We start from the raw sequence: 20,672 nt of genomic DNA, 5'->3' as shown, positions 1-20,672 counted from the left end.
TGGGCGCGGTTTTTTAGACGTGTGTTGGTTTACACGTTGAAGCGGAAGTGCAGGACGTCGCCGTCTTTAACGATGTAGTCCTTGCCTTCCAGACGCCATTTACCGGCTTCTTTTGCACCTGCTTCACCCTTGTACTGGATGAAGTCTTCGTAGGCGACCACTTCGGCGCGGATAAAGCCTTTTTCGAAGTCGGTGTGGATCACGCCAGCCGCTTGTGGAGCGGTAGCGCCTACTTTGACGGTCCAGGCGCGTACTTCTTGAACGCCGGCGGTGAAGTAGGTTTGCAGGTTGAGCATTTCGTAACCGGCACGGATCACACGGTTCAGGCCTGGCTCTTCAAGGCCCAGGGCCTCAAGGAACATGTCCTTTTCTTCGCCGTCTTCAAGCTCGGCAATTTCAGCTTCGATTTTGTTGCACACCGGAACAACGGTCGCGCCTTCTTCTTCGGCAATGGCTTTCACCACGTCGAGCAGCGGGTTGTTTTCAAAACCGTCTTCGGCCACGTTGGCGATGTACATCACCGGCTTGGTGGTCAGCAGGTGGAAGCCCTTGATGATTTGTTTCTCATCGGCGTCCATGTTCTTGATCAGGCTGCGTGCTGGCTTGCCCAGGGTGAAGTGGGCAATCAGTTGTTCCAGCAGGGCTTTTTGGGCAACCGCTTCTTTGTCGCCGCCTTTGGCGTTACGTGCGACTTTTTGCAGTTGCTTTTCGCAGCTGTCGAGGTCGGCGAAGATCAGCTCAAGGTCGATGATCTCGATGTCGCGCTTGGGGTCGACGGTGTTGGAAACGTGGATCACGTTTTCGTCTTCAAAGCAGCGCACCACGTGAGCGATAGCGTCAGTCTCGCGGATGTTGGCCAGGAACTTGTTGCCCAGGCCTTCACCTTTCGAAGCACCGGCTACCAGGCCCGCGATGTCAACGAACTCCATGGTGGTCGGCAGGATGCGATTCGGCTTAACGATCTCCGCCAGTGCTGCTAGACGCGGGTCGGGCATCGGCACGATGCCGGTGTTCGGCTCGATCGTGCAGAAGGGGAAGTTCTCCGCTGCAATGCCGGATTTGGTCAGGGCGTTGAACAGGGTGGACTTGCCGACGTTAGGCAGGCCGACGATGCCGCAGTTGAATCCCATGGTGTTTCCCCTCGGAAAAAGAGTCAGGCCTTCTGGCTGTGCAGGTTTTTCATCGCGCGGTTCCATTCACCGGCGAGGATATCCGGCAGCACGCCGAGGGCAAAATCGATGCTGGCGTCCAGTTTTTCCTGCTCGGCGCGTGGCGCACGACCCAGAACAAAGTTGGACACCATGCTCGCGACGCCTGGGTGGCCAATGCCGAGCCGCAGACGGTAGAAATTATTGTTGTTTCCCAGTTGCGCAATGATGTCACGCAAGCCGTTATGACCTCCATGGCCGCCGCCCAGCTTGAGCTTGGCAACACCCGGTGGGAGATCGAGTTCGTCGTGGGCCACCAATATGGCTTCTGGCGCAATGCGGTAGAAGCCGGCAAGTGCCGCAACGGCCTGGCCGCTTCGGTTCATATAGGTGGTGGGAATCAACAGACGAACATCCTGACCCTGATGGCTGAAACGTCCGGTCAGGCCAAAATATTTACGATCGGCAACGAGATTGACCCCGTTTGCCGCCGCGAGGCGCTCAACAAAAAGGGCCCCTGCGTTATGCCGGGTCTGTTCGTATTCGGTGCCTGGATTTCCCAGGCCAACGATCAGTTTTATGGCGGTCACGACAAGGGCCCTTCTATAGAGTTATGGATCACATCGCCGCTAACGGTAGCGGCGAAAACAGACAAGAAAACGGGTTTACCTGAGTAAACTTCGCGATCTTGTCCGCTTTACTCGCTGCGTGTTAGCTCGCGATGTTTCTCAAAACTCCAACGACAGAGTAATGAATTACTCAGCGTCTGCTTCTGGTGCAACACGTGGAGCGTGAACGTTGGCTACAGCCAGGTCGTTACCGTGTGCCAGAGCTACGAACTCAACGCCTTTAGGAGCGGTGATGTCCGACAGGTGAATGATCGAGCCGATTTCGGCGTTAGCCAGATCAACTTCGATGAATTCAGGCAGGTCTTTTGGCAGGCAGGAAACTTCGATTTCCGCGATAACGTGCGAGATCTCGCCGCCTTTCTTAACCGGAGCAGCTTCACCAACAAAGTGAACTGGAACGATTGCAGTCAGCTTTTGACCAGCAACAACGCGTACGAAGTCAGCGTGCATCACGTGGCCTTTAGCCGGGTGACGTTGCAGAGCTTTGATGATCACGTTTTGCTTAACGCCGCCAACGGTCAGTTCGATAACGTGGCTGTAAGCAGCTTCGTTTTCGAGCAGTTTGGCAACTTCTTTAGCCAGCATGCTGATGGATTCAGGGGCTTTGTCGCCACCGTAAACTACAGCTGGAACCAGGCTTGCGAGACGACGCAGGCGGCGGCTCGCACCTTTCCCCAGGTCGGAACGCACTTCAGCATTCAGAGTAAAATCGTTCATGTTGTATCTCCAAAATATCCACACCCGCCCTAGCGTTTGCGACCAGCGCTATGGACGGTATGGGCAAAAAAGCCCCGCCCCAACAGGCTGTTGGGGCGGGGCGCTTTTCGTCAACGGATGTCAGAGCAGGGCAGGGCCCTTATCTGAACATCGCGCTGATCGATTCTTCGTTGCTGATGCGGCGAACCGCTTCAGCCACAACCGGTGCGATATCCAGTTGACGGATACGCGAACAGGCTTGTGCGGCGGCGGACAGCGGGATGGTGTTAGTCACCACCAGCTCATCCAGCACAGAGTTCTCGATATTCTCGATTGCCCGACCCGACAGCACAGGGTGTGTGCAGTAGGCGAACACTTTGGCAGCGCCATGCTCTTTCAAGGCTTTAGCCGCGTGGCACAGAGTGCCGGCGGTATCGACCATGTCGTCAACCAAAATACAGGTACGCCCTTCGACATCACCAATGATATGCATCACTTCGGAGTGATTGGCTTTCTCACGGCGTTTGTCGATGATCCCCAGATCCACGCCCAAGGATTTGGCAACAGCACGTGCACGCACGACGCCGCCGATATCCGGGGACACAATCATGAGGTTCTCAAAGCGCTGATCTTCGATGTCATCCACCAATACTGGGGAGCCGTAGATGTTATCTACAGGAATATCGAAGAAACCCTGAATTTGGTCAGCATGCAAATCAACCGTGAGAACACGGTCGATGCCGACTACGGTAAGCATGTCAGCAACAACTTTTGCGCTGATAGCCACACGTGCGGAACGCGGACGGCGATCCTGACGGGCATAACCAAAGTAAGGAATAACAGCAGTAATACGAGTTGCTGAGGAACGGCGGAAGGCATCAGCCATCACGACGAGTTCCATCAGGTTATCGTTGGTCGGAGCACAAGTCGGCTGAATAATGAAAACGTCTTTACCGCGAACATTTTCATTGATCTCAGCGGTAATCTCGCCGTCGGAAAACTTGCCGACAGAAATGTCACCGAGAGGGATATGCAGCTGACGTACGACACGCCGAGCCAGATCGGGGTTAGCGTTCCCCGTAAAGACCATCATCTTGGACACGCGCAGTACCTGAAGGCTGAGGGTAACCTGGATGAGTATAAGAAATGGCAGGGGCGGCTGGATTCGAACCAACGCATGGCAGGATCAAAACCTGCTGCCTTACCGCTTGGCGACGCCCCTGTATCTGTTGCTACGAGTACCGTGTACCCGTTTCCTTTGACAGATCTTGTAGCGTTCGATGCAACATCGAAACGTTGCTTCCTTTTGCTACAAACCCTGTAAGGGTCTCTGTAAGAAGGTGCAGCACTTTATCAGCACTTGCTTCGTTTGGGAAGGCCCCAAATATACAACTTCCAGTTCCAGTTAATTTTGCTTCGGTATATTTACCTAGCAAATTCAAAGCGTTACGTACTTCTGGATAACGCTCCTTCACCACTGCTTCGCAGTCGTTTCGGCTGTTTCCCTTGGGAACGGGGCGCACTTTAATGGGCAAAGAGTCACGTGTCAACAAAGGATCTGAAAATATTTCTGCTGTGCTGACAGAGACTTGCGGCACAAGTACGACGTACCAGGGCTCTTCCGGGTCTACAGGGGTAAGAATTTCGCCTACGCCTTCTGCGAAAGCGGCGTGCCCACGGACGAAAACCGGAACATCGGCTCCCAGGCTCAGGCCCAGTGCTGCCAACTGGTCTTCAGTCCAGTTCAATTGCCAGAGATGGTTGAGGCCCAGCAAGGTGGTGGCCGCATTTGAACTGCCGCCGCCAATGCCGCCGCCCATGGGCAATATCTTTTTGATCCAGATATCGATGCCCAGCGGGCTGTTGGACTGTTGTTGCAGTTTTTTTGCCGCTTTGACGATCAGGTTGTCGTCGTGCGCCACACCGGCAAACTCGGTGTGCAGGCAAATAACCCCGTCGTCGCGTACGGCGAAGGTCATTTCATCGCCGTAATCGAGGAATTGAAACAGGGTTTGCAGTTCGTGGTAGCCGTCTGCGCGACGACCCAAAATGTGCAGCATCAAATTCAGTTTTGCCGGGGAGGGCAAAACCAGTGCCTCTTTTTGCATCTTATTGTCCCAACTGACGCGGTTGCCAATCTTTCACGACCAGCGTGACGTCCAGATCCGTGCCGTGCAGTTTGACCCGCTCCGGCAACCAAAAACCATTTTGTTCGATGTAGCTCAGGTATTCGATCTGCCAGCCATCCTGTTCCAGGCTGGCAAGGCGGCTGTCGGCGTTCAGGGTCACGCGGCTTTTGCTGTCGGGCGCGGGCAGCCCGCGAACCCACCAGACCAAATGCGACACCGGCAAGCTCCAGCCCAACTGCTCGCCGAGCAATTGTTCCGGGGTGGTGGCTTCATAGCGGCCCTGGTTGGCGACCTCAAGGCTGACATTGCCCGGGCGGCCGGTCAGGCGGGCAGCGCCTCGGCCCAGCGGGCCCGACAGGCGAATGTCGTAGTAGTCCTGGCGTTGCAGCCAAAACAGTGTCGCGCTGCCCGAATCTTTAGGGGCACGAATGCCGACCTTGCCGTTGATTTGCCAGCCATCGAGTGCGCTCAGCTGCTGTTTATGCTGCGACCACAGGGCGGGGCTGCCGTGACCTTCGACCGATTCACGAGCGCCGAAACCCGCGCAACCGGCGAGCAGGGCGATCAGGCCAAAGGCAATGAGATGGCGTACATGACGAAAAAACATGATTTAAGGAGTCTCGGATCCGGTCAGGCGCAAGACGGTTTTGCGCAGAATAGGGCTGTCTGGGTTGTCCTTGAGGAACTGCCCCCAGAGTTTTTTGGCTTCACGCTGCTGGCCGCTCACCCACAACACTTCGCCTAAATGCGCGGCCACTTCTTGGTCGGGGAAGCGCTCCAGCGCCTGGCGCAGCAAACGTTCTGCTTCAGGCAAATTACCCAGGCGGAAGTTCACCCAGCCCAGGCTGTCGAGCACGGCCGGGTCTTCCGGGTTCAAATCGTAAGCTTGCTGGATGTAGGTTTTGGCTTCGGCGTAGCGGGTGGTGCGGTCCGCAAGGGTGTAACCCAGCGCGTTCAAGGCCATGGCGTTGTCAGGTTCACGCTGGATAATGGCGCGCAAATCGGCCTCCATTTGCGGGAGGTCGTTACGTTTTTCGGCCAGCATGGCGCGTGAGTACAGCAGGTTCAGGTCATCGGGGTATTGCTTGACGGCTTGTTGCAAGACGGCCCAGGCGCGATCGGTCTGATTGTTCGCCGACAGGGTTTCGGCTTCGATCAGGTACAGCTGAATCGCGTAGTCCGGCTGGGCGTCACGGGCAGCCGCCAGTTTTTGCGAGGCTTCAGCGCCGCGACCGTGGTTGATCAGGATGTCTGCCTGGCGCAGTTGTGCAGGCAAATAATCATTACCTGGCTCTACCAACGCGTATTGAATCAATGCGCCTTGCGGGTCATTACGTTCTTCTGCAATGCGGCCCAGGTTCAAGTGTGCCGAGTCGACATGGCTGTCGCGGTCGATCAGTTCTTGCAGATAGCCTTCGGCTTCGTCCCAAGACTTAAGCTCAAGGCACACCAGCGCCAGAGAGAAACGTAGCTCATCGTCTTCCGGGTACTGTTGAACCAGGCTGGCGAATTGCACTTTTGCCTGATCGATGCGGTTTTGCTCGACCAGCGTACGTGCATAAGTCAAGCCCAACCGTTTGTCGTCCGGGTTGTCGCGCATGGTTTTTTGCAGCAGCGGCAAGGCTTCGTCGCCACGGTTAAGGCTTTGCAGCAGGCGGGCGCGCAGCAGAATCGGGGCGATTTCACCGTCTTGCGGCGGATGCTGCTCCAGCAGTTTCAAGGCGCCGGCCGCGTCATCGTCCTGTTGCATCAACAAGGCTTTGCCGAAGATCAGTTGATCGTTGTCCGGGTGTCTGACCAGCAGGCGATCAAAGTTTTTTTGCAGCCCAGCACGAGTCTCGGGGTCTGTTTCGAGGGCCGACAAGGCTAAAAAGTCGAAGTGCGTGTCGCCTTTGGCCTGCAGGACCTTTTCCATATAGGCCATGGAATCGTCGTAGCGCCCGCTGCGTGCCAGTTGAATGGCCGCCGCGCGTTGTGCGTCCAGGTCGTCCGGTGCGTTTCTGGCCCAGATCAGCACCGTGTCGAGGGCTGCCTGATCGGCGCCCAGGTATTCAGCGATGCGAAACGCACGCTCGGCAACGCCCGGATCCTGGGTGTTGATGGCCTGCGTCACGTAGTTATCGAGGGCGATATCCAGGCGATTGCGTTGGCCGGCCAACTCAGCGCTCAGCAAGCTGTACAGCGTGTCTTCGCTGAACGAGCTATAGACCGTGGGCTTTTCCGGGACGGTGATAACGTCTTCTGCCGCGGACGAAGCATCCGGGGACGTGGGGGCCAGAGACTGGCAGCCACTGAGAACGACGAGAGCAAGGAGCAACGCGGAGGATCTATTCATATAAGAGAAAGGCGACTTACCTGCGGTCTGGGCATCATGACACATGCGATGGTGCAAACCATAACAGGTGCGACTATCGATAGAAGCGATATAAGGCTCTGATGATGCGAGGGAAGATGAGTTCAACAGACGTTAACTATAGAGACAATAGTCAGCAATGGTTGTTCTGAATCAGACGAAGTAGGACAATTGTCGGCTTCTCGTCACCATCAGCGATATTGAATGGCCTTCCTCGCACTCGGTATTAACCACAAGACTGCTTCAGTAGACGTCCGCGAGCGCGTGGCATTTACTCCGGAGCAGTTGGTTGAAGCCTTGCAGCAACTCTGCCGCCTCACCGACAGTCGCGAAGCTGCGATCCTCTCGACCTGCAATCGCAGTGAGCTTTATCTCGAACAAGACCAACTCGGCGCCGAAGCTGTGCTGAAATGGCTGGCCGAATATCACGATTTGAACTACGAAGAGCTGCGGGCGTGTGCCTACATCCATGAAGATGATGCGGCCGTTCGTCACATGATGCGCGTGGCATCGGGGCTCGATTCGCTGGTGTTGGGCGAGCCGCAAATTCTCGGCCAGATGAAATCTGCCTACGCCGTGGCGCGTGAGGCGGGTACCGTCGGGCCGCTATTGGGGCGTCTGTTCCAGGCCACGTTCAACTCGGCCAAGCAAGTGCGCACCGACACGGCGATTGGTGAAAACCCGGTGTCGGTGGCTTTTGCTGCGGTGAGCCTGGCCAAGCAGATTTTCAGCGACTTGCAGCGCAGTCAGGCACTGCTGATCGGGGCGGGCGAGACCATCACCCTGGTCGCCCGGCACCTGCATGATCTGGGGGTTAAACGCATCGTGGTGGCTAACCGTACCTTGGAGCGGGCCAGTACCCTGGCCGAGCAGTTCGGCGCACATGCCGTGTTGTTGTCAGACATTCCACAAGAGCTGGTGCACAGCGACATCGTGATCAGCTCGACTGCCAGCCAATTGCCGATTCTGGGCAAGGGCGCTGTCGAAAGTGCCTTGAAGCTGCGCAAGCACAAGCCTATTTTCATGGTCGACATTGCCGTTCCACGGGATATCGAGCCAGAAGTCGGCGAGTTGGACGACGTTTACCTCTACACCGTCGACGACTTGCACGAAGTGGTCGCAGAAAACCTCAAGAGCCGTCAGGGCGCGGCCCAAGCCGCGGAAGAGCTGGTGAGCATCGGCGCCGAAGATTTCATGGTGCGTTTGCGTGAGCTGGCGGCGGTTGATGTGCTTAAAGCCTATCGCCAGCAAGGCGAGCGCCTGCGCGATGAAGAATTGCAAAAAGCCCTGCGGGTGATGGCCAATGGCAGCAATCCGCAAGACGTGCTGGTGCAACTGGCGCGTGGTTTAACTAATAAACTGCTTCACGCCCCCAGCGTGCAGCTTAAAAAGCTTTCCGCCGAAGGCCGCCTCGATGCGCTGGCCATGGCCCAAGAACTTTTTGCCCTCGGTGAGGGCTCATCGGATAGCTCTGCGGATAAAAAACTGTAATGAAAGCGTCACTGCTTAATAAGCTGGACATCCTCCGGGATCGATTTGAAGAATTGACCGCCTTGCTTGGCGATGGCGAGGTCATTTCTGATCAAACCAAGTTCCGCGCCTACTCCAAGGAGTACGCGGAGGTTGAGCCCATTGTTGCCGCCTACGTTCAGTGGCTCAAGGTGCAGGACGACCTCGAAGGTGCCCAGGCGCTGCTCAAGGACAACGACCCTGACATGCGCGAAATGGCGGTTGAAGAAGTCCGCGAAGCCAAAGAACAGCTCATCGGGCTGGAAAAAGACCTGCAACGCATGCTCTTGCCCAAAGACCCGAACGACGGGCGCAACGTTTTCCTCGAAATTCGAGCGGGCACCGGCGGTGATGAAGCGGCCATTTTTGCTGGCGACCTGTTTCGCATGTACTCGCGCTACGCCGAGCGTCGTGGCTGGCGGGTCGAGATTTTGTCGGAAAGCATCGGCGAACATGGTGGCTATAAAGAAGTCATCGCCCGGGTCGAAGGCGATAATGTCTACGGCAAGCTGAAGTTCGAGTCCGGCGCCCACCGCGTACAGCGTGTACCGGCCACCGAATCCCAGGGCCGTATCCATACGTCGGCCTGTACCGTTGCCGTTTTGCCTGAGCCCGACGAGCAAGAAGCGATCGAGATCAACCCGGCCGACTTGCGCGTCGACACCTACCGTTCCTCGGGGGCGGGTGGTCAGCACGTTAACAAAACCGACTCGGCCATTCGTATCACGCACTTGCCGACCGGCATTGTGGTCGAGTGTCAGGAAGAGCGTTCCCAGCATAAAAACCGGGCACGGGCGATGTCCTGGCTTTCAGCTAAATTGAATGACCAGCAAACCAGCGCCGCGGCCAACGCGATCGCCAGCGAGCGTAAATTGCTGGTGGGTTCGGGCGACCGTTCCGAGCGCATTCGCACCTACAACTTCGCGCAAGGCCGTGTCACAGACCATCGCGTCAACTTGACCTTGTATTCACTGGATGAAGTATTGGCCGGCGGTGTTGATGCCGTTATTGAGCCATTGTTAGCGGAATATCAGGCTGACCAACTGACAGCCCTGGGTGAATAAATGACCATTATTGCCAGTTTGTTACGTGCCGCTGAATTGCCCGACTCGCCCACCGCCCGTTTTGATGCGGAGCTGTTGCTGGCGGCCGCGCTGGGCAAACCGCGCAGTTACCTGCACACGTGGCCAGAAAAAATCGTCAGCAGCGAAGCCGCGTCGACCTTTTCAGACTTCTTGCAGCGCCGTCGCCAAGGTGAACCGGTGGCCTATATTTTGGGCCAGCAAGGGTTTTGGAAGCTCGACCTGGAAGTCGCGCCGCACACCTTGATCCCGCGCCCGGACACCGAGCTGCTGGTTGAAACGGCATTGGCGTTGCTGCCCCAGACCCCGGCCAAAGTGCTGGACCTGGGCACCGGCAGCGGGGCGATTGCCCTCGCGCTGGCCAGTGAGCGTGGCGCCTGGCAGGTGACCGCGGTTGACCGCGTGCCTGAAGCCGTGGCGCTGGCCGAACGCAACCGCCAGCGTTTGCAACTGGCCAACGTCAGCGTACTGCACAGCCACTGGTTCAGCGCTCTGGTCGATCAACGCTTTGACCTGATCATCAGCAACCCGCCCTACATCGCTGCAGGTGACTTGCACCTGGCCGAAGGTGACGTGCGCTTCGAGCCTGAAAGTGCGCTGGTGGCCGGTGCTGACGGGCTGGATGACATTCGCCACATCATTGCCCAAGCCCCGCTGCATTTAAATGCCGGTGGCTGGTTGATGCTTGAGCACGGCTACGACCAAGCGGCTGCCGTTCGTGAGCTGCTGCAAGGCGCGGGCTTTGAACAGGTAGAAAGCCGCAAAGACCTGGGCACCCACGAACGCATTACCCTGGGCCGCCTGCCGTGCTGACCGATGAGGAGCTGTTGCGCTATAGCCGACAGATCCTGTTGCAACAGGTCGATATCGACGGCCAGCTCAAGCTGAAAAACAGCCGTGCGCTGATTGTCGGTCTGGGCGGGCTGGGTTCGCCGGTGGCGCTGTACCTGGCGGCAGCGGGGGTGGGTGAGTTGCACGTGGCTGACTTCGACAGCGTCGACGTGACCAACCTGCAACGCCAGATCATCCACGACAGCGCCAATGTCGGCGAAAGCAAGGTCGACTCGGCCATGCGCCGTCTTCGTCTGCTGAACCCGCACATCAAACTGGTTGCCCATCGCTCGGCGCTGGATGCCGACTCGCTGGCCGAGGCCGTGTCCGCGGTAGACGTGGTGCTCGATTGCTGTGACAACTTTGGCACCCGTGAAGCCGTCAACCGCGCCTGTGTCGCGACGCGCAAGCCACTGGTCAGCGGTGCGGCGATTCGCCTTGAGGGGCAATTATCGGTTTTTGACCCGCGCCAGCCCGCGAGCCCGTGTTACCACTGTTTATATGGGCACGGTAGCGACGAAGAGTTGACCTGCAGCGAAGCCGGCGTCATCGGCCCGCTGGTGGGGCTGGTCGGCAGCCTGCAAGCGCTGGAGGCACTCAAGTTGCTGGCCGGTTTTGGCGAGCCACTGGTGGGGCGCCTGTTATTGATTGACGCCGTGACCACGCGTTTTCGCGAGTTGCGGGTCAAGCGCGACCCGGCTTGTAGCGTGTGCGGGGCAGGCCATGAGTGAAGCGCCGATTGGTGTGTTCGATTCCGGCGTCGGCGGTTTGTCGGTGTTGCGTGAGATCAACCAATTGTTGCCCAACGAATCGCTGCTCTATGTCGGCGACTGCGGTCATATTCCCTACGGTGAAAAAAGCCCCGAGTTCATTCGTGAACGCTGCGCAATCATGGCTGAGTTTTTCCAGCGCGAAGGGGCCAAGGCCCTGGTGCTGGCGTGCAACACAGCCACCGTGGCGGCCGTGGCAGATTTGCGTCAGCGCTACCCCGACTGGCCCATGGTCGGCATGGAGCCCGCGGTAAAACCCGCTGCGGCGGCCACCCGCAGTGGTGTGGTCGGCGTGCTCGCCACCACCGGCACCTTGCAGAGTGCCAAGTTCGCCGCCTTGCTCGACCGCTTCGCCAGCACCGTAAAGGTCATCACCCAGCCGTGCCCCGGCCTGGTGGAATTGATCGAAACCGGCGATCTGAGCAGCGAGGCCTTGCGCACGATGCTGCGCGGCTATGTCGAGCCGCTGCTGGCCGCCGGCTGCGACACCATTATTCTGGGCTGCACGCATTACCCCTTCCTCAAGCCTTTGCTCAGCCAAATGCTCCCACCGTCGATCGTCTTGATCGACACCGGCGCCGCCGTGGCCCGCCAACTGCAACGCTTATTGGACGAGCGCGGCCTGTTGGCGAGCGGTCCTGCGCGGGAAACGCAGCTATGGACCAGCGCGTCCCCCGAATCTCTAAGAAATATCCTTCATGTGTTGTGGAATAAATCTGGTCTTGTGCGAAGCTTCGATCTGTAAGAAAACATGAAGAGCATTTGAGTCGTTGAACTTTCTCAGGGGCTGGAGATTCATACTCATCGGTTTGATGAGGTACATAAAAATTAAGATCGGCATACGAAAATAGGATTTTCATATGAAACGTTTGATTGGCTTGGTGGCGCTGGCAACGGCCGCTCTGGGGTATAGCTATACGGCACAAGCGGCCGGCATTGAATTCGGTGTGGGGCACACCAGTGAGTCCACGATGACCTATCGTCTGGGCTTGAATTCAAATTGGGACAAAAGCTGGCTGCAAAGTGACGTCGGTCGTTTGACCGGTTACTGGAGCGGCGCTTACACCTACTGGGAAGGCGACAAGTCTTCGGCGAACAACAGCCTGTCGTTCTCACCTGTCTTTGTGTACGAATTTGCGGGTGAAACGGTCAAGCCTTACCTGGAGGCCGGTATCGGCGTGGCGGTGTTTGGCCACACCGAGGTCGAGAGCAACAAATTGGGCACGGCGTTCCAGTTTGAAGACCGCTTGGGCTTTGGCCTGCGCTTTGCCGGTGGGCATGAAGTCGGCATTCGCGCGATGCACTACTCCAATGCCGGGTTGTCCAGCACCAATGACGGCGTAGAAAGCTACTCGCTGCACTACACCCTCCCGCTGTAACCACCCCTGTAGGAGCGAGCTCGCCTCGCGATCTTTTGATCTTAAAAAGACGCTCGCTCCTACACGTACGCCGTCGAAATCCCCTGGCGTTCATTCAGGCATTCAACGTCGCCCATCTCGAATTCTCGACAAATCAGCGGGCGCTGTTCGTAGATCGTGCACATCATGGTGTTGCGATCCAATGCAGCACACCAGCCATCGTCCAGCCTGAGCATCACCTCACCGCCCCAGTCATCGTTGTCGATAAAACGCTCGGGCACACCGGTGTCGGTGATCAGCATCACTTCCAGTTGGCAGCAACAGGCTGCGCACGTTGAACAGGTAACGGCGGGTTCGGTAATGTCGGTCAGGGCGATGTTGGTCATAGGCGCGCAGTGTAAGGCACAGCTGCGCTCAGGTGTGAACCCGCTGATCAATCACCCGCAGCCCCACTGGTTTAGAGTGAGGTCTCGCCCTGGCGGCGTGACAGGCGCTTGGCCAGTACCACCTGCACGCGTTTTGGCAGGGTGGCCAGCAGGTTGAGCAGTTTTAGCAAGCGGGTCGGGAACACGACCTCCCGTGGCCGTTTTTGCAACTGCTGGCAGATGTACGCAGCAGCTTTAGAGGCAGGCCAGCGGCCCTGTATCGACAGCTCAGGGTTTTCTGCCCGCGACGTATCGACAAAGCCTGGGCTGACCAAGGTCACATCAATGCCTTCGTCGGCCAGATCAACCCGCAGTGATTCGAGCAAGTAACGCAGCCCCGACTTTGCTGCACCAAAAGCTTGTGCCCGGCGCTGCGGCGAGGCCGTGACCGCACTGACTACGCCCACCAGATGCGGTGAGCGTCCGGCGCGCAGCAAGGGCAGCGCGCTTTCAATGCAATAACTGCTGGCCAGCAAGTTGGTGCACACCGAGCGCTCGATCACCCGCGCATCAAATTGGCTGACATCGACATATTCACAGGTCCCGGCGCTCATGATGACTGTGTCCAGGGCGCCCCAGCTTTGCGCGATGGTCATGCCGATTTCACGCACTTGCAGATGGTCGGTCAGGTCGCCGGGTACCAGCAACACCTGGCCAGGGAAGCGTTCAGACAACGCCACCAGCGGGCCCAGGGTACGGGCGGTCAAGGCAAGGCGGGCGCCACGTTGCAGCAGCTCTTTTGCCATGTGCGCGCCAATACCGCTGCTGGCGCCGGTTAACCAGATGCGACGACCTTCAATCATGTTCCACCTCGAGAAGTTGTCGTGAAGGCAGGCTTTTGAAGGCGCTGAGGGCGCGTTCGCGGCTTTTCTTCAGATCGACAATAGGCGCAGGGTAATTGGCTACACCAAACAGGCCGCCAGCAGAGGCCGGGTTGTGCACTTCTTTTTTATTCAGTGCAGCGAGCTCGGGCAACCAGTGCTTGATGAATTGCCCTTCAGAATCGAAGCGCTCGGACTGGCTTAACGGGTTGAAAATTCTGAAATACGGAACGGAGTCTGTACCGGTTGATGCGCTCCACTGCCAGCCGCCGTTGTTGGCCGCGAGGTCGCCATCAATCAAATGGCGCATGAAAAAACGCTCGCCTTCGCGCCAGTCGATCAACAGGTTTTTGGTCAGGAACATCGCCACCACCATGCGCAGGCGGTTGTGCATCCAGCCGGTGGCCAGCAGTTGGCGGATCGCGGCGTCGACAATCGGCACGCCGGTACGGCCTTCTTGCCAGGCGGCCAGTTCGGCCGGGGCGTTACGCCAAGGCAAATATTCGGTTTCTGGTTTGAAGGCGCGGTGCCGTGAGACACGCGGGAAGCCCACCAGCACATGTTTGTAGAACTCGCGCCAGAGCAGCTCGTTGACCCAGGTGAAGACGCCAGGGCTGCCGCTTTCGAACTCGCCGTTGTTGCTGCTCAGCGCCGCATGCAAGCACTGGCGAGGCGAAAGAACGCCTGCGGCCAAATAAGTGGACAGCTGGCTGGTGCCCGGCTTGGCGGGTAAATCGCGCTCGTCCTGGTAATAGTGAATGTGTTCACTGGTAAATCGCGCCAAACGCTCATGGGCTTCATCTTCACCGGCGGGCCAGAGATCACGCAGCGCCTGAGGCGGTGTTGCAAAGCCGGGGATGGCTTGCGGCACGCTATCGCGTTTGATCAGCAGGGCCGCTTGCGCTTTGGGCGCGGTGACGGTTTTCGGCATGGCCATGTGCAGGCGGTTGTAGCAGAGCCGGCGAAATTGGGTGAACACCTTAAAATACGAACCGGACTGCGTCAGGAGGCTGCCGGGCGCAAACAGTAGCTGGTCCAGATAGCTGTGAAAGCCGATGCCTTGGGCCTTAAGTGCGTCGGCAACAGCGTGGTCGCGACGGGTTTCGTGGATCCCGTATTCCTCGTTGACGTGCACGTCATCAATGCCCAGTTGCTGGCATAACTCAAGCAGCACAGCGGGCGCCTGATCCCAGGTGGTGGCGGTGCGGATAAGCAGCGGGATGTTCAACCGTTTCATGCTGTCGCTCAAGAGGCTCAAGTTGCGCAACCAGAAATCGACTTTGCAGGGCGCGTCGTCGTGCGCCAGCCATTGCTCAGGGCTGATCAGGTACACGGCCACGGTCGGGCCGCGCTCGGCACTGGCGCTCAGAGCGGTGTTGTCATGTTGGCGCAAATCGCTGCGTAACCACAAAAGTTGCATGTCTGTTCCTTGAAAGCACTAAAAGAGGCGAAGTTGGCTCAGGCGTTGATGGGCTTCGATGGGGTCCTTTGCCAAAGACAAAGCCGCGCTTTCAGCGCTGGATACCGCTAATTCGTCGTTGTGGATGGACACCGAGGGCCCGGCAATCAACACCGGGCAAGTGATCGCACTTAACAGTTTTGGCAGGTGTTGCAGGTTCAACGGTTTGCTCGAATACAGCACCACCGCGCGGGCGTTGAGCCGCTCGACAGCCACCGCCAGCTCACTGCCGGGTATCTGGGCGTCAAACACTTCAACCGGGCAATGGCTGCTGCTGACCATCAGGGCGGTAAGCCATAGATGGGGCTCGAATGGCCTGTCTGACTGGTTGATCAGCAGCACTGGCGGGCCGCTGAGGGAGCGGTTGTTGTGGTAAATCCGCGCGCCCAGTTTGCTGCGCAGCCAGGACTCAAAAAATACGCGTTCCAGTTGCGCGCCAAATTGGCCGTGCCAGTGTTGTTCCAGCTCGCTGATCAGCGGCATCAACAGGTGCTCGCACAAGGGTTGGGCCGGGTACAGCGACATGACCTGATTGAAGTTGTCATCAAGGCGGCGTTCCGCCAGTTCGCGGATCGCCAGGGTCAGCGCTTGGCGCCATGCGTGCCAATCATTGTCGGCAGGCTCATGGTAAGAGGGGGCAGAATCGAGCAGCGGTTTGATCTGGCTGACCGAAACCCCGCGGTTGAGCCAGGTCAAAATGCGTCGGATACGCAGCACATGGTCGGTAGAGAACAGACGGTGCCCTTTGGCGGTACGAAAGGGCACGATCAGGCCGTACCGGCGCTCCCAGGCACGCAGCGTGACGGCGTTGACACCGGTCATGCGGGCGACTTCGCGGATCGGTATCCAGCCTTCAGCCAGGGCTTTGCTGTAGTCCGAGTCGGGTGTGTTGGACATGATCAGGTCATCGTTCATTGTCAGATAGCATTACGCAGGCTGAGGTTTTCAGGGTGCGGTTGCAGGTAGACCTGCCGCGAGATGTAAAGGTCCGGGTGCTGACGGAAGTGATGCTTGAGCAGGGTCAGCGGCACCACGAGCGGCACAATGCCCTTGAGGTACTGGCTGATCAGTTGCTGCATTTCCTGTTTGTCTTCAGGGCTGATGGAGCGCTTGAGGTAGCCGCTCAGGTGTTGCAGCACGTTGGTGTGCGTGCGCCGCGTGGCGCATTTTTTCAGCGCTTTCATCAATTCGCTGAAATAGTGCGGGGCGATGTCTCGCGGGTCTTGCTTGCCGAGATTGCCCAGCAGGTTACCCAGTGCCTTGTATTGCACCGGGCTGTTGGCCATGAGCTGATATTTGTAACGGGCGTGGTATTCGGTGAGCGAGCGGCGCGTGATGCCTTGCTTGAGCAAGGCTTGCCAGTCGCTGTAGGCATACACCCGGGTCAGGAAGTTTTCACGCAGCACCGGGTCATTCAGGCGACCGTCTTCTTCCACCGGCAAATCCGGGTGCGCCGCGCAAAACGCCTGGGCATAAATGCCACGGCCGCTCAATTCGGCAGGGCGGCCGCCGTCCTGGTACACCTTGACCCGCTCAAGCCCGCACGATGGCGACTTTTGCATAAAGATGTAGCCACAAATGTCGGTATGCGCCGCGGCCATTTCGACGCCGTAATCGTGTAACGGCCGGGTAACGTTCAGTTGGTTATCGACACTGCCGACAGCCTGTGGCTGTTCCGGATCGCCGACCAGCCGTATGGCCTGGCGGGGAATGCCCAAGCCAATGGCAACCTCGGGGCATAGCGGTACAAATTCAAAATGCTCGCTCAGGGTCTGACTGCACAGCCGCGATTCCTTGTGCCCACCATTGAAGCGAACCTCGGCGCCCAGCAAGCAGGCACTGATGGCAATTTTTGGTTTGTGCTGGCAAGAAGCAGTGCTGACCATGTGACGAACCTCCAAGAAATACTTGTACATCTTTTAAACGATGTACAACTTGGTTTCATCATAAGCGCAGGCTTGTACAAGTCAAATATCTTGTACAGGTATTTGAGGTTCAGGCGGGTCAGTTACAGCCAGCCCAGCTTCCACTCATCCGCCGCTTGCAAGTGTTGCCATGGCAGGCGCTGGTTGCGCTGGGTGAGCACGGCCTGAAGCTCGACTTCCAGCACGGTGCCTTCTTCGTCGCAGAACAATTGGGTGACCAGAAAGTGTTTTTCGCGGTGTTTGGGCTGGGCTGCCGTCCATTTGGACAGCAGCAGTTTGCGTGGATTAATGCGATTCACGACAAGTGCTCGATCAGTCGGCGGGCGGCTTCCTGACCACTGAGCCAGGCCCCCTCGACCCGTCCAGACAAGCACCAGTCGCCGCAGGCATAGAGTCCCAGGTCCGCATCGGCCAGCGCGCCCCACTCATGGGCAGATGACGGCCGGGCGTAGAGCCAGCGGTGGGCCAGGGTGAAGACCGGCGCGGGCATGGTGCAGTGGATCAGCTCCGCAAAGGCGCCGTGCAAGTGTTCGATCACGGCCTCTTTGGGCAGGTCGAGGTTCTGTTTGCTCCAGGCGCTGGTCGCGTGCAAAACCCAGGTGTCCGGGGTGTCTTCGCGGCCGGACTTGCTGCGGTTACGGGCCAGCCAGTCGAGCGGGCTGTCTTGTACAAAGCAGCCCTCCATCGGGGTGTCGAGCGGTGTCTCGAAAGCCAGGGCGACGGCCCAGGTAGGGTCCATTTTGACCCCGGCCACGGTGGTGGCCAGTTTAGGCGCTGCGGCCAGCAGGGCGATTGCCTGCGGGGCAGGGGTGGCAACAATCACATGGCTAAAGGGGCCATGGGTGCATTCGTCCGAGTCGAGCAAGTGCCAGTGTTTTTCGCCGTGGATCAAATCGGTAATCCGGCACGAAAAGTTCACCGTCAGGCGCCCGAGCATCCCGCGTGTGATTGCGCTCATGCGCGGTGCGCCGACCCAGCGGGTTTGCTCGTCGGGCGAGGGCGTCAGTTGGCCGTTTTTGTGGTTGTACAAATGCGGGGACCATTCGGCTGCCCAGCCAAGGGCTTGCCACTGCTGGACTTCATCGACAAATCGACGGTCACGGGCAGTGAAATACTGTGCACCCAGATCCAGCGCGCCGGCATCGCTGCGCTTGCTCGACATGCGCCCGCCGCTGCCTCGACTTTTGTCAAAAAGATGAACCGCGTAACCGGCCTTGTGCAGCGCGTTGGCGGCTGAGAGTCCGGCAATGCCGGCTCCGATGATCGCAATGGGTACAGTCATATTGGTCTCGTTCCCCTGTTTGCACAGACTTCGTTTTCTATAATACCTGTACAAATTTATTTTTTGGTATAGGTTTTAGTGCGCCTGCCGAGTCAGACTGACCTATTCTTTATAAGGCCAATGACCCATTCATGGGTCTTCTTTTAAAAATAGACCAGTGCTCTGCATAAAACTCCTCGGGAGGTTCACCCCATGCACATATTGCTGACCGGCGGTACAGGCTTGATAGGCCGCCAACTGTGTCGTCACTGGCTGGCGCAAGGTCATCGCCTGAGTGTGTGGAGCCGCCAGCCTGAACGCGTGCAAGCACTGTGCGGGGCGGGCGTTCGGGGCATCGAGCACTTGGTTGAGTTAAGCCACGAGCCAGTAGACGTCGTGGTCAATTTGGCCGGGGCACCGATTGCTGGCGGCCGCTGGACACGCAAGCGCAAGGCGCAGTTGTGGAGCAGCCGGGTCACGCTTACCGAAACCCTTTTAGTCTGGCTTGAAAGCCTCGAACACAAACCGTCGGTGCTGATCTCCGGGTCGGCCGTGGGCTGGTATGGCGACGGTGGTGAGCGTGAATTGACCGAAGAATCGCCGCCGGTCAACGACGATTTCGCGTCCCACTTGTGCATTGCCTGGGAAGAAACCGCTCAGCGTGCCCAAGTCTTGGGTATTCGTGTGGTGCTGGTGCGCACGGGGTTGGTGTTGGCGGCCGAAGGCGGCTTTTTGTCGCGCCTGTTGCTGCCGTTCAAGATGGGCTTGGGCGGCCCGGTGGGCAACGGTCGGCAATGGATGCCGTGGATTCACATCAAAGACCAAATTGCCCTGATTGATTTTCTTGTGCATGAGAATGCCGCCTCGGGTCCTTATAATGCCTGCGCCCCGCACCCGGTACGCAACGCTGAGTTCGCCAAAACCTTGGGCAGCGTGTTGCACCGTCCGGCGTTCATGCCAGCACCGGCGTTTGTTTTGCAGGTGGGATTGGGCGAGATGGCAACGTTATTGTTGGGTGGCCAGCGGGCAATGCCCGCCCGCTTGCTGGCTGCCGGTTTCACTTTTCAGTTCACCGATTTGCGTGCGGCGCTAGACGATCTTTCCGCCCGCCTCTGAAATAGGATGTTGCATGACCGACCACGCGCTGTTGCTGGTTAACCTGGGTTCGCCGGCGTCTACTTCGGTAGCGGATGTACGCAGCTACTTGAACCAGTTTTTGATGGACCCATATGTCATCGACTTGCCGTGGCCTGTGCGTCGACTGTTGGTGTCCTTGATTTTGATCAAGCGGCCCGAGCAGTCGGCGCATGCCTACGCCTCGATCTGGTGGGATGAGGGCTCACCGCTGGTGGTGCTGAGCCGCCGTTTGCAGCAGGCCATGACCCGCGAATGGACCAAAGGCCCGGTCGAGCTGGCCATGCGCTATGGCGAGCCGTCGATTGAAACCGTGCTCACGCGTCTGGCCGCGCAAGGTATCAAGCAGGTGACGCTGGCGCCACTGTATCCACAGTTCGCGGACAGCACCGTGACCACGGTGATTGAAGAAGCCAAGCGGGTGGTCAAGGCCAAAAAACTGTCGATGCAGTTCTCGATCGTGCAGCCGTTTTACGATCAGGCTGAATACCTTGACGCCTTGGTGGCGAGCGCCCGGCCGCACCTGGAGCAAGACTACGATCACTTGTTGCTGAGCTTTCACGGCTTGCCTGAGCGGCATTTGCACAAGCTGGACCCGACCGGCAATCACTGCTTCAAAAATGCCGATTGCTGCCAAAACGCATCGACTGAAGTGCTGGCGACGTGTTATCGGGCGCAATGTTTGCGCACCGCGCAATCGTTTGCCGAGCGCATGGGCTTGCCTGAGGGCAAGTGGTCGGTGGCCTTTCAGTCGCGGTTAGGCCGGGCCAAGTGGATCGAACCCTACACCGAAGCGCGTCTGGATGCGTTGGCCAAAGACGGCGTGAAGAAAATTCTGGTGATGTGCCCGGCGTTTGTCGCCGATTGCATCGAGACCCTGGAAGAGATTGGCGATCGCGGACGCGAGCAGTTTATTGAGGCGGGGGGCGAGGATTTGGTACTGGTGCCGTGTCTCAATGACAACCCGGAGTGGGCGGCGGCGTTGAATACCATCTGTGAAAGGGCGCCGTTGGCGCTATAAAAGCCGACCCCTAACCTGTAGGAGCGAGCTTGCTCGCGATCTTTTGATCTTTTAAAGATCGCGAGCAACACGCTCCGACAACCGGCTCTTATAAAAAAATACCAGCCCACCCCACACACCC

At 58.1% G+C, this 20,672-nt stretch carries 22 protein-coding genes and 1 tRNA gene; 8 read left to right on the top strand and 15 right to left on the bottom strand.

Annotated elements, in window-relative coordinates; all coding sequences use genetic code 11:
- Window positions 1–29: 29 nt before the first annotated feature.
- From ychF to AAEZ03_RS22055, 8 genes are all read right to left on the bottom strand, one after another.
- On the bottom strand, window positions 30–1,130 hold the full coding sequence (gene ychF / locus AAEZ03_RS22090; RefSeq protein WP_048368415.1) for a redox-regulated ATPase YchF: 1,101 nt from the start codon (window positions 1,128–1,130) through the stop codon (window positions 30–32).
- 23 nt (window positions 1,131–1,153) lie between these two features.
- Window positions 1,154–1,738 (bottom strand): aminoacyl-tRNA hydrolase, encoded by a 585-nt coding sequence (gene pth, locus AAEZ03_RS22085; RefSeq protein WP_048368414.1) that lies wholly within the window; start codon window positions 1,736–1,738, stop codon window positions 1,154–1,156.
- A gap of 165 nt (window positions 1,739–1,903) precedes the next feature.
- Window positions 1,904–2,494 carry a 50S ribosomal protein L25/general stress protein Ctc gene (locus AAEZ03_RS22080; protein ID WP_048368413.1) on the bottom strand — a complete coding sequence of 197 codons (591 nt, stop codon included), beginning with the start codon at window positions 2,492–2,494 and terminating at the stop codon, window positions 1,904–1,906.
- A gap of 139 nt (window positions 2,495–2,633) precedes the next feature.
- Window positions 2,634–3,575, bottom strand: a complete 942-nt coding sequence (locus tag AAEZ03_RS22075) for a ribose-phosphate pyrophosphokinase (protein WP_016971225.1) — start codon at window positions 3,573–3,575, stop codon at window positions 2,634–2,636.
- 45 nt (window positions 3,576–3,620) lie between these two features.
- A tRNA-Gln gene (locus AAEZ03_RS22070) sits at window positions 3,621–3,695 on the bottom strand.
- Window positions 3,696–3,705: 10 nt separating this feature from the next.
- The gene (gene ispE, locus AAEZ03_RS22065) at window positions 3,706–4,581 is read right to left on the bottom strand and encodes a 4-(cytidine 5'-diphospho)-2-C-methyl-D-erythritol kinase (RefSeq protein WP_123749590.1); all 876 of its coding nucleotides are present in this window, start codon (window positions 4,579–4,581) and stop codon (window positions 3,706–3,708) included.
- 1 nt (window position 4,582) lies between these two features.
- Window positions 4,583–5,209 (bottom strand): lipoprotein insertase outer membrane protein LolB, encoded by a 627-nt coding sequence (gene lolB / locus AAEZ03_RS22060; protein ID WP_048368411.1) that lies wholly within the window; start codon window positions 5,207–5,209, stop codon window positions 4,583–4,585.
- A gap of 3 nt (window positions 5,210–5,212) precedes the next feature.
- The gene (locus AAEZ03_RS22055) at window positions 5,213–6,937 is read right to left on the bottom strand and encodes a tetratricopeptide repeat protein (protein WP_350581563.1); all 1,725 of its coding nucleotides are present in this window, start codon (window positions 6,935–6,937) and stop codon (window positions 5,213–5,215) included.
- Between the two features lie 222 nt (window positions 6,938–7,159).
- Here AAEZ03_RS22055 and hemA point away from each other — a divergent pair, with 222 nt between their 5' ends.
- The 6 genes from hemA (at window position 7,160) to AAEZ03_RS22025 (ending at window position 12,526) form a co-directional block, all read left to right on the top strand.
- A complete protein-coding gene (gene hemA, locus AAEZ03_RS22050) occupies window positions 7,160–8,446 on the top strand; it encodes a glutamyl-tRNA reductase (protein ID WP_350581560.1) in 1,287 nt (428 codons plus the stop codon).
- Window positions 8,446–9,528, top strand: coding sequence for a peptide chain release factor 1 (prfA, locus tag AAEZ03_RS22045; RefSeq protein WP_048368408.1), 1,083 nt, complete (start codon window positions 8,446–8,448; stop codon window positions 9,526–9,528). The genes hemA and prfA overlap by 1 nt, the downstream gene beginning before the upstream one ends.
- A complete protein-coding gene (gene prmC, locus AAEZ03_RS22040) occupies window positions 9,529–10,359 on the top strand; it encodes a peptide chain release factor N(5)-glutamine methyltransferase (RefSeq protein ID WP_350581557.1) in 831 nt (276 codons plus the stop codon).
- A complete protein-coding gene (locus AAEZ03_RS22035) occupies window positions 10,353–11,108 on the top strand; it encodes a molybdopterin-synthase adenylyltransferase MoeB (protein ID WP_273222842.1) in 756 nt (251 codons plus the stop codon). Before prmC ends, AAEZ03_RS22035 begins: the two co-directional genes overlap by 7 nt.
- Window positions 11,101–11,892, top strand: a complete 792-nt coding sequence (gene murI / locus AAEZ03_RS22030; protein ID WP_048368405.1) for a glutamate racemase — start codon at window positions 11,101–11,103, stop codon at window positions 11,890–11,892. Before AAEZ03_RS22035 ends, murI begins: the two co-directional genes overlap by 8 nt.
- A 115-nt stretch (window positions 11,893–12,007) precedes the next feature.
- Window positions 12,008–12,526 (top strand): acyloxyacyl hydrolase, encoded by a 519-nt coding sequence (locus AAEZ03_RS22025; protein WP_048390552.1) that lies wholly within the window; start codon window positions 12,008–12,010, stop codon window positions 12,524–12,526.
- A 59-nt stretch (window positions 12,527–12,585) separates the two neighbouring features.
- On the opposite strand, the gene AAEZ03_RS22020 is transcribed toward AAEZ03_RS22025, so the two are convergent.
- From AAEZ03_RS22020 to AAEZ03_RS21990, 7 genes are all read right to left on the bottom strand, one after another.
- Entirely contained in the window at window positions 12,586–12,891 is a 306-nt protein-coding gene (locus AAEZ03_RS22020; RefSeq protein ID WP_123749594.1) for a YkgJ family cysteine cluster protein, read from the bottom strand.
- A gap of 71 nt (window positions 12,892–12,962) precedes the next feature.
- Window positions 12,963–13,733 (bottom strand): SDR family NAD(P)-dependent oxidoreductase, encoded by a 771-nt coding sequence (locus tag AAEZ03_RS22015; RefSeq protein WP_350581552.1) that lies wholly within the window; start codon window positions 13,731–13,733, stop codon window positions 12,963–12,965.
- Window positions 13,726–15,171 carry a deoxyribodipyrimidine photo-lyase gene (gene phrB / locus AAEZ03_RS22010; protein WP_350581549.1) on the bottom strand — a complete coding sequence of 482 codons (1,446 nt, stop codon included), beginning with the start codon at window positions 15,169–15,171 and terminating at the stop codon, window positions 13,726–13,728. The genes AAEZ03_RS22015 and phrB overlap by 8 nt, the downstream gene beginning before the upstream one ends.
- A gap of 18 nt (window positions 15,172–15,189) precedes the next feature.
- The gene (locus AAEZ03_RS22005; RefSeq protein WP_262125650.1) at window positions 15,190–16,125 is read right to left on the bottom strand and encodes a MerR family transcriptional regulator; all 936 of its coding nucleotides are present in this window, start codon (window positions 16,123–16,125) and stop codon (window positions 15,190–15,192) included.
- A gap of 2 nt (window positions 16,126–16,127) precedes the next feature.
- Window positions 16,128–17,096, bottom strand: coding sequence for a YbgA family protein (locus tag AAEZ03_RS22000; protein WP_350581545.1), 969 nt, complete (start codon window positions 17,094–17,096; stop codon window positions 16,128–16,130).
- Window positions 17,097–17,218: 122 nt separating this feature from the next.
- Complete coding sequence (locus AAEZ03_RS21995) at window positions 17,219–17,434, bottom strand: TIGR02450 family Trp-rich protein (RefSeq protein WP_048368398.1); 216 nt, start codon at window positions 17,432–17,434, stop codon at window positions 17,219–17,221.
- Window positions 17,431–18,417, bottom strand: a complete 987-nt coding sequence (locus AAEZ03_RS21990; protein ID WP_350581542.1) for an NAD(P)/FAD-dependent oxidoreductase — start codon at window positions 18,415–18,417, stop codon at window positions 17,431–17,433. Before AAEZ03_RS21990 ends, AAEZ03_RS21995 begins: the two co-directional genes overlap by 4 nt.
- A gap of 192 nt (window positions 18,418–18,609) precedes the next feature.
- Here AAEZ03_RS21990 and AAEZ03_RS21985 point away from each other — a divergent pair, with 192 nt between their 5' ends.
- Window positions 18,610–19,512: a TIGR01777 family oxidoreductase gene (locus AAEZ03_RS21985; protein WP_350581539.1), complete on the top strand. Its 903-nt coding sequence runs from the start codon at window positions 18,610–18,612 to the stop codon at window positions 19,510–19,512.
- A 13-nt stretch (window positions 19,513–19,525) separates the two neighbouring features.
- Complete coding sequence (gene hemH, locus AAEZ03_RS21980; protein ID WP_350581536.1) at window positions 19,526–20,551, top strand: ferrochelatase; 1,026 nt, start codon at window positions 19,526–19,528, stop codon at window positions 20,549–20,551.
- The last annotated feature ends 121 nt before the right edge of the window (window positions 20,552–20,672 follow it).

Source organism: Pseudomonas sp. HY2-MNA-CIBAN-0224 (assembly GCF_040310285.1).
In the GTDB taxonomy this organism is placed as follows: domain Bacteria; phylum Pseudomonadota; class Gammaproteobacteria; order Pseudomonadales; family Pseudomonadaceae; genus Aquipseudomonas; species Aquipseudomonas helleri.
This window is presented reverse-complemented; position numbering and strand designations above follow the sequence as displayed.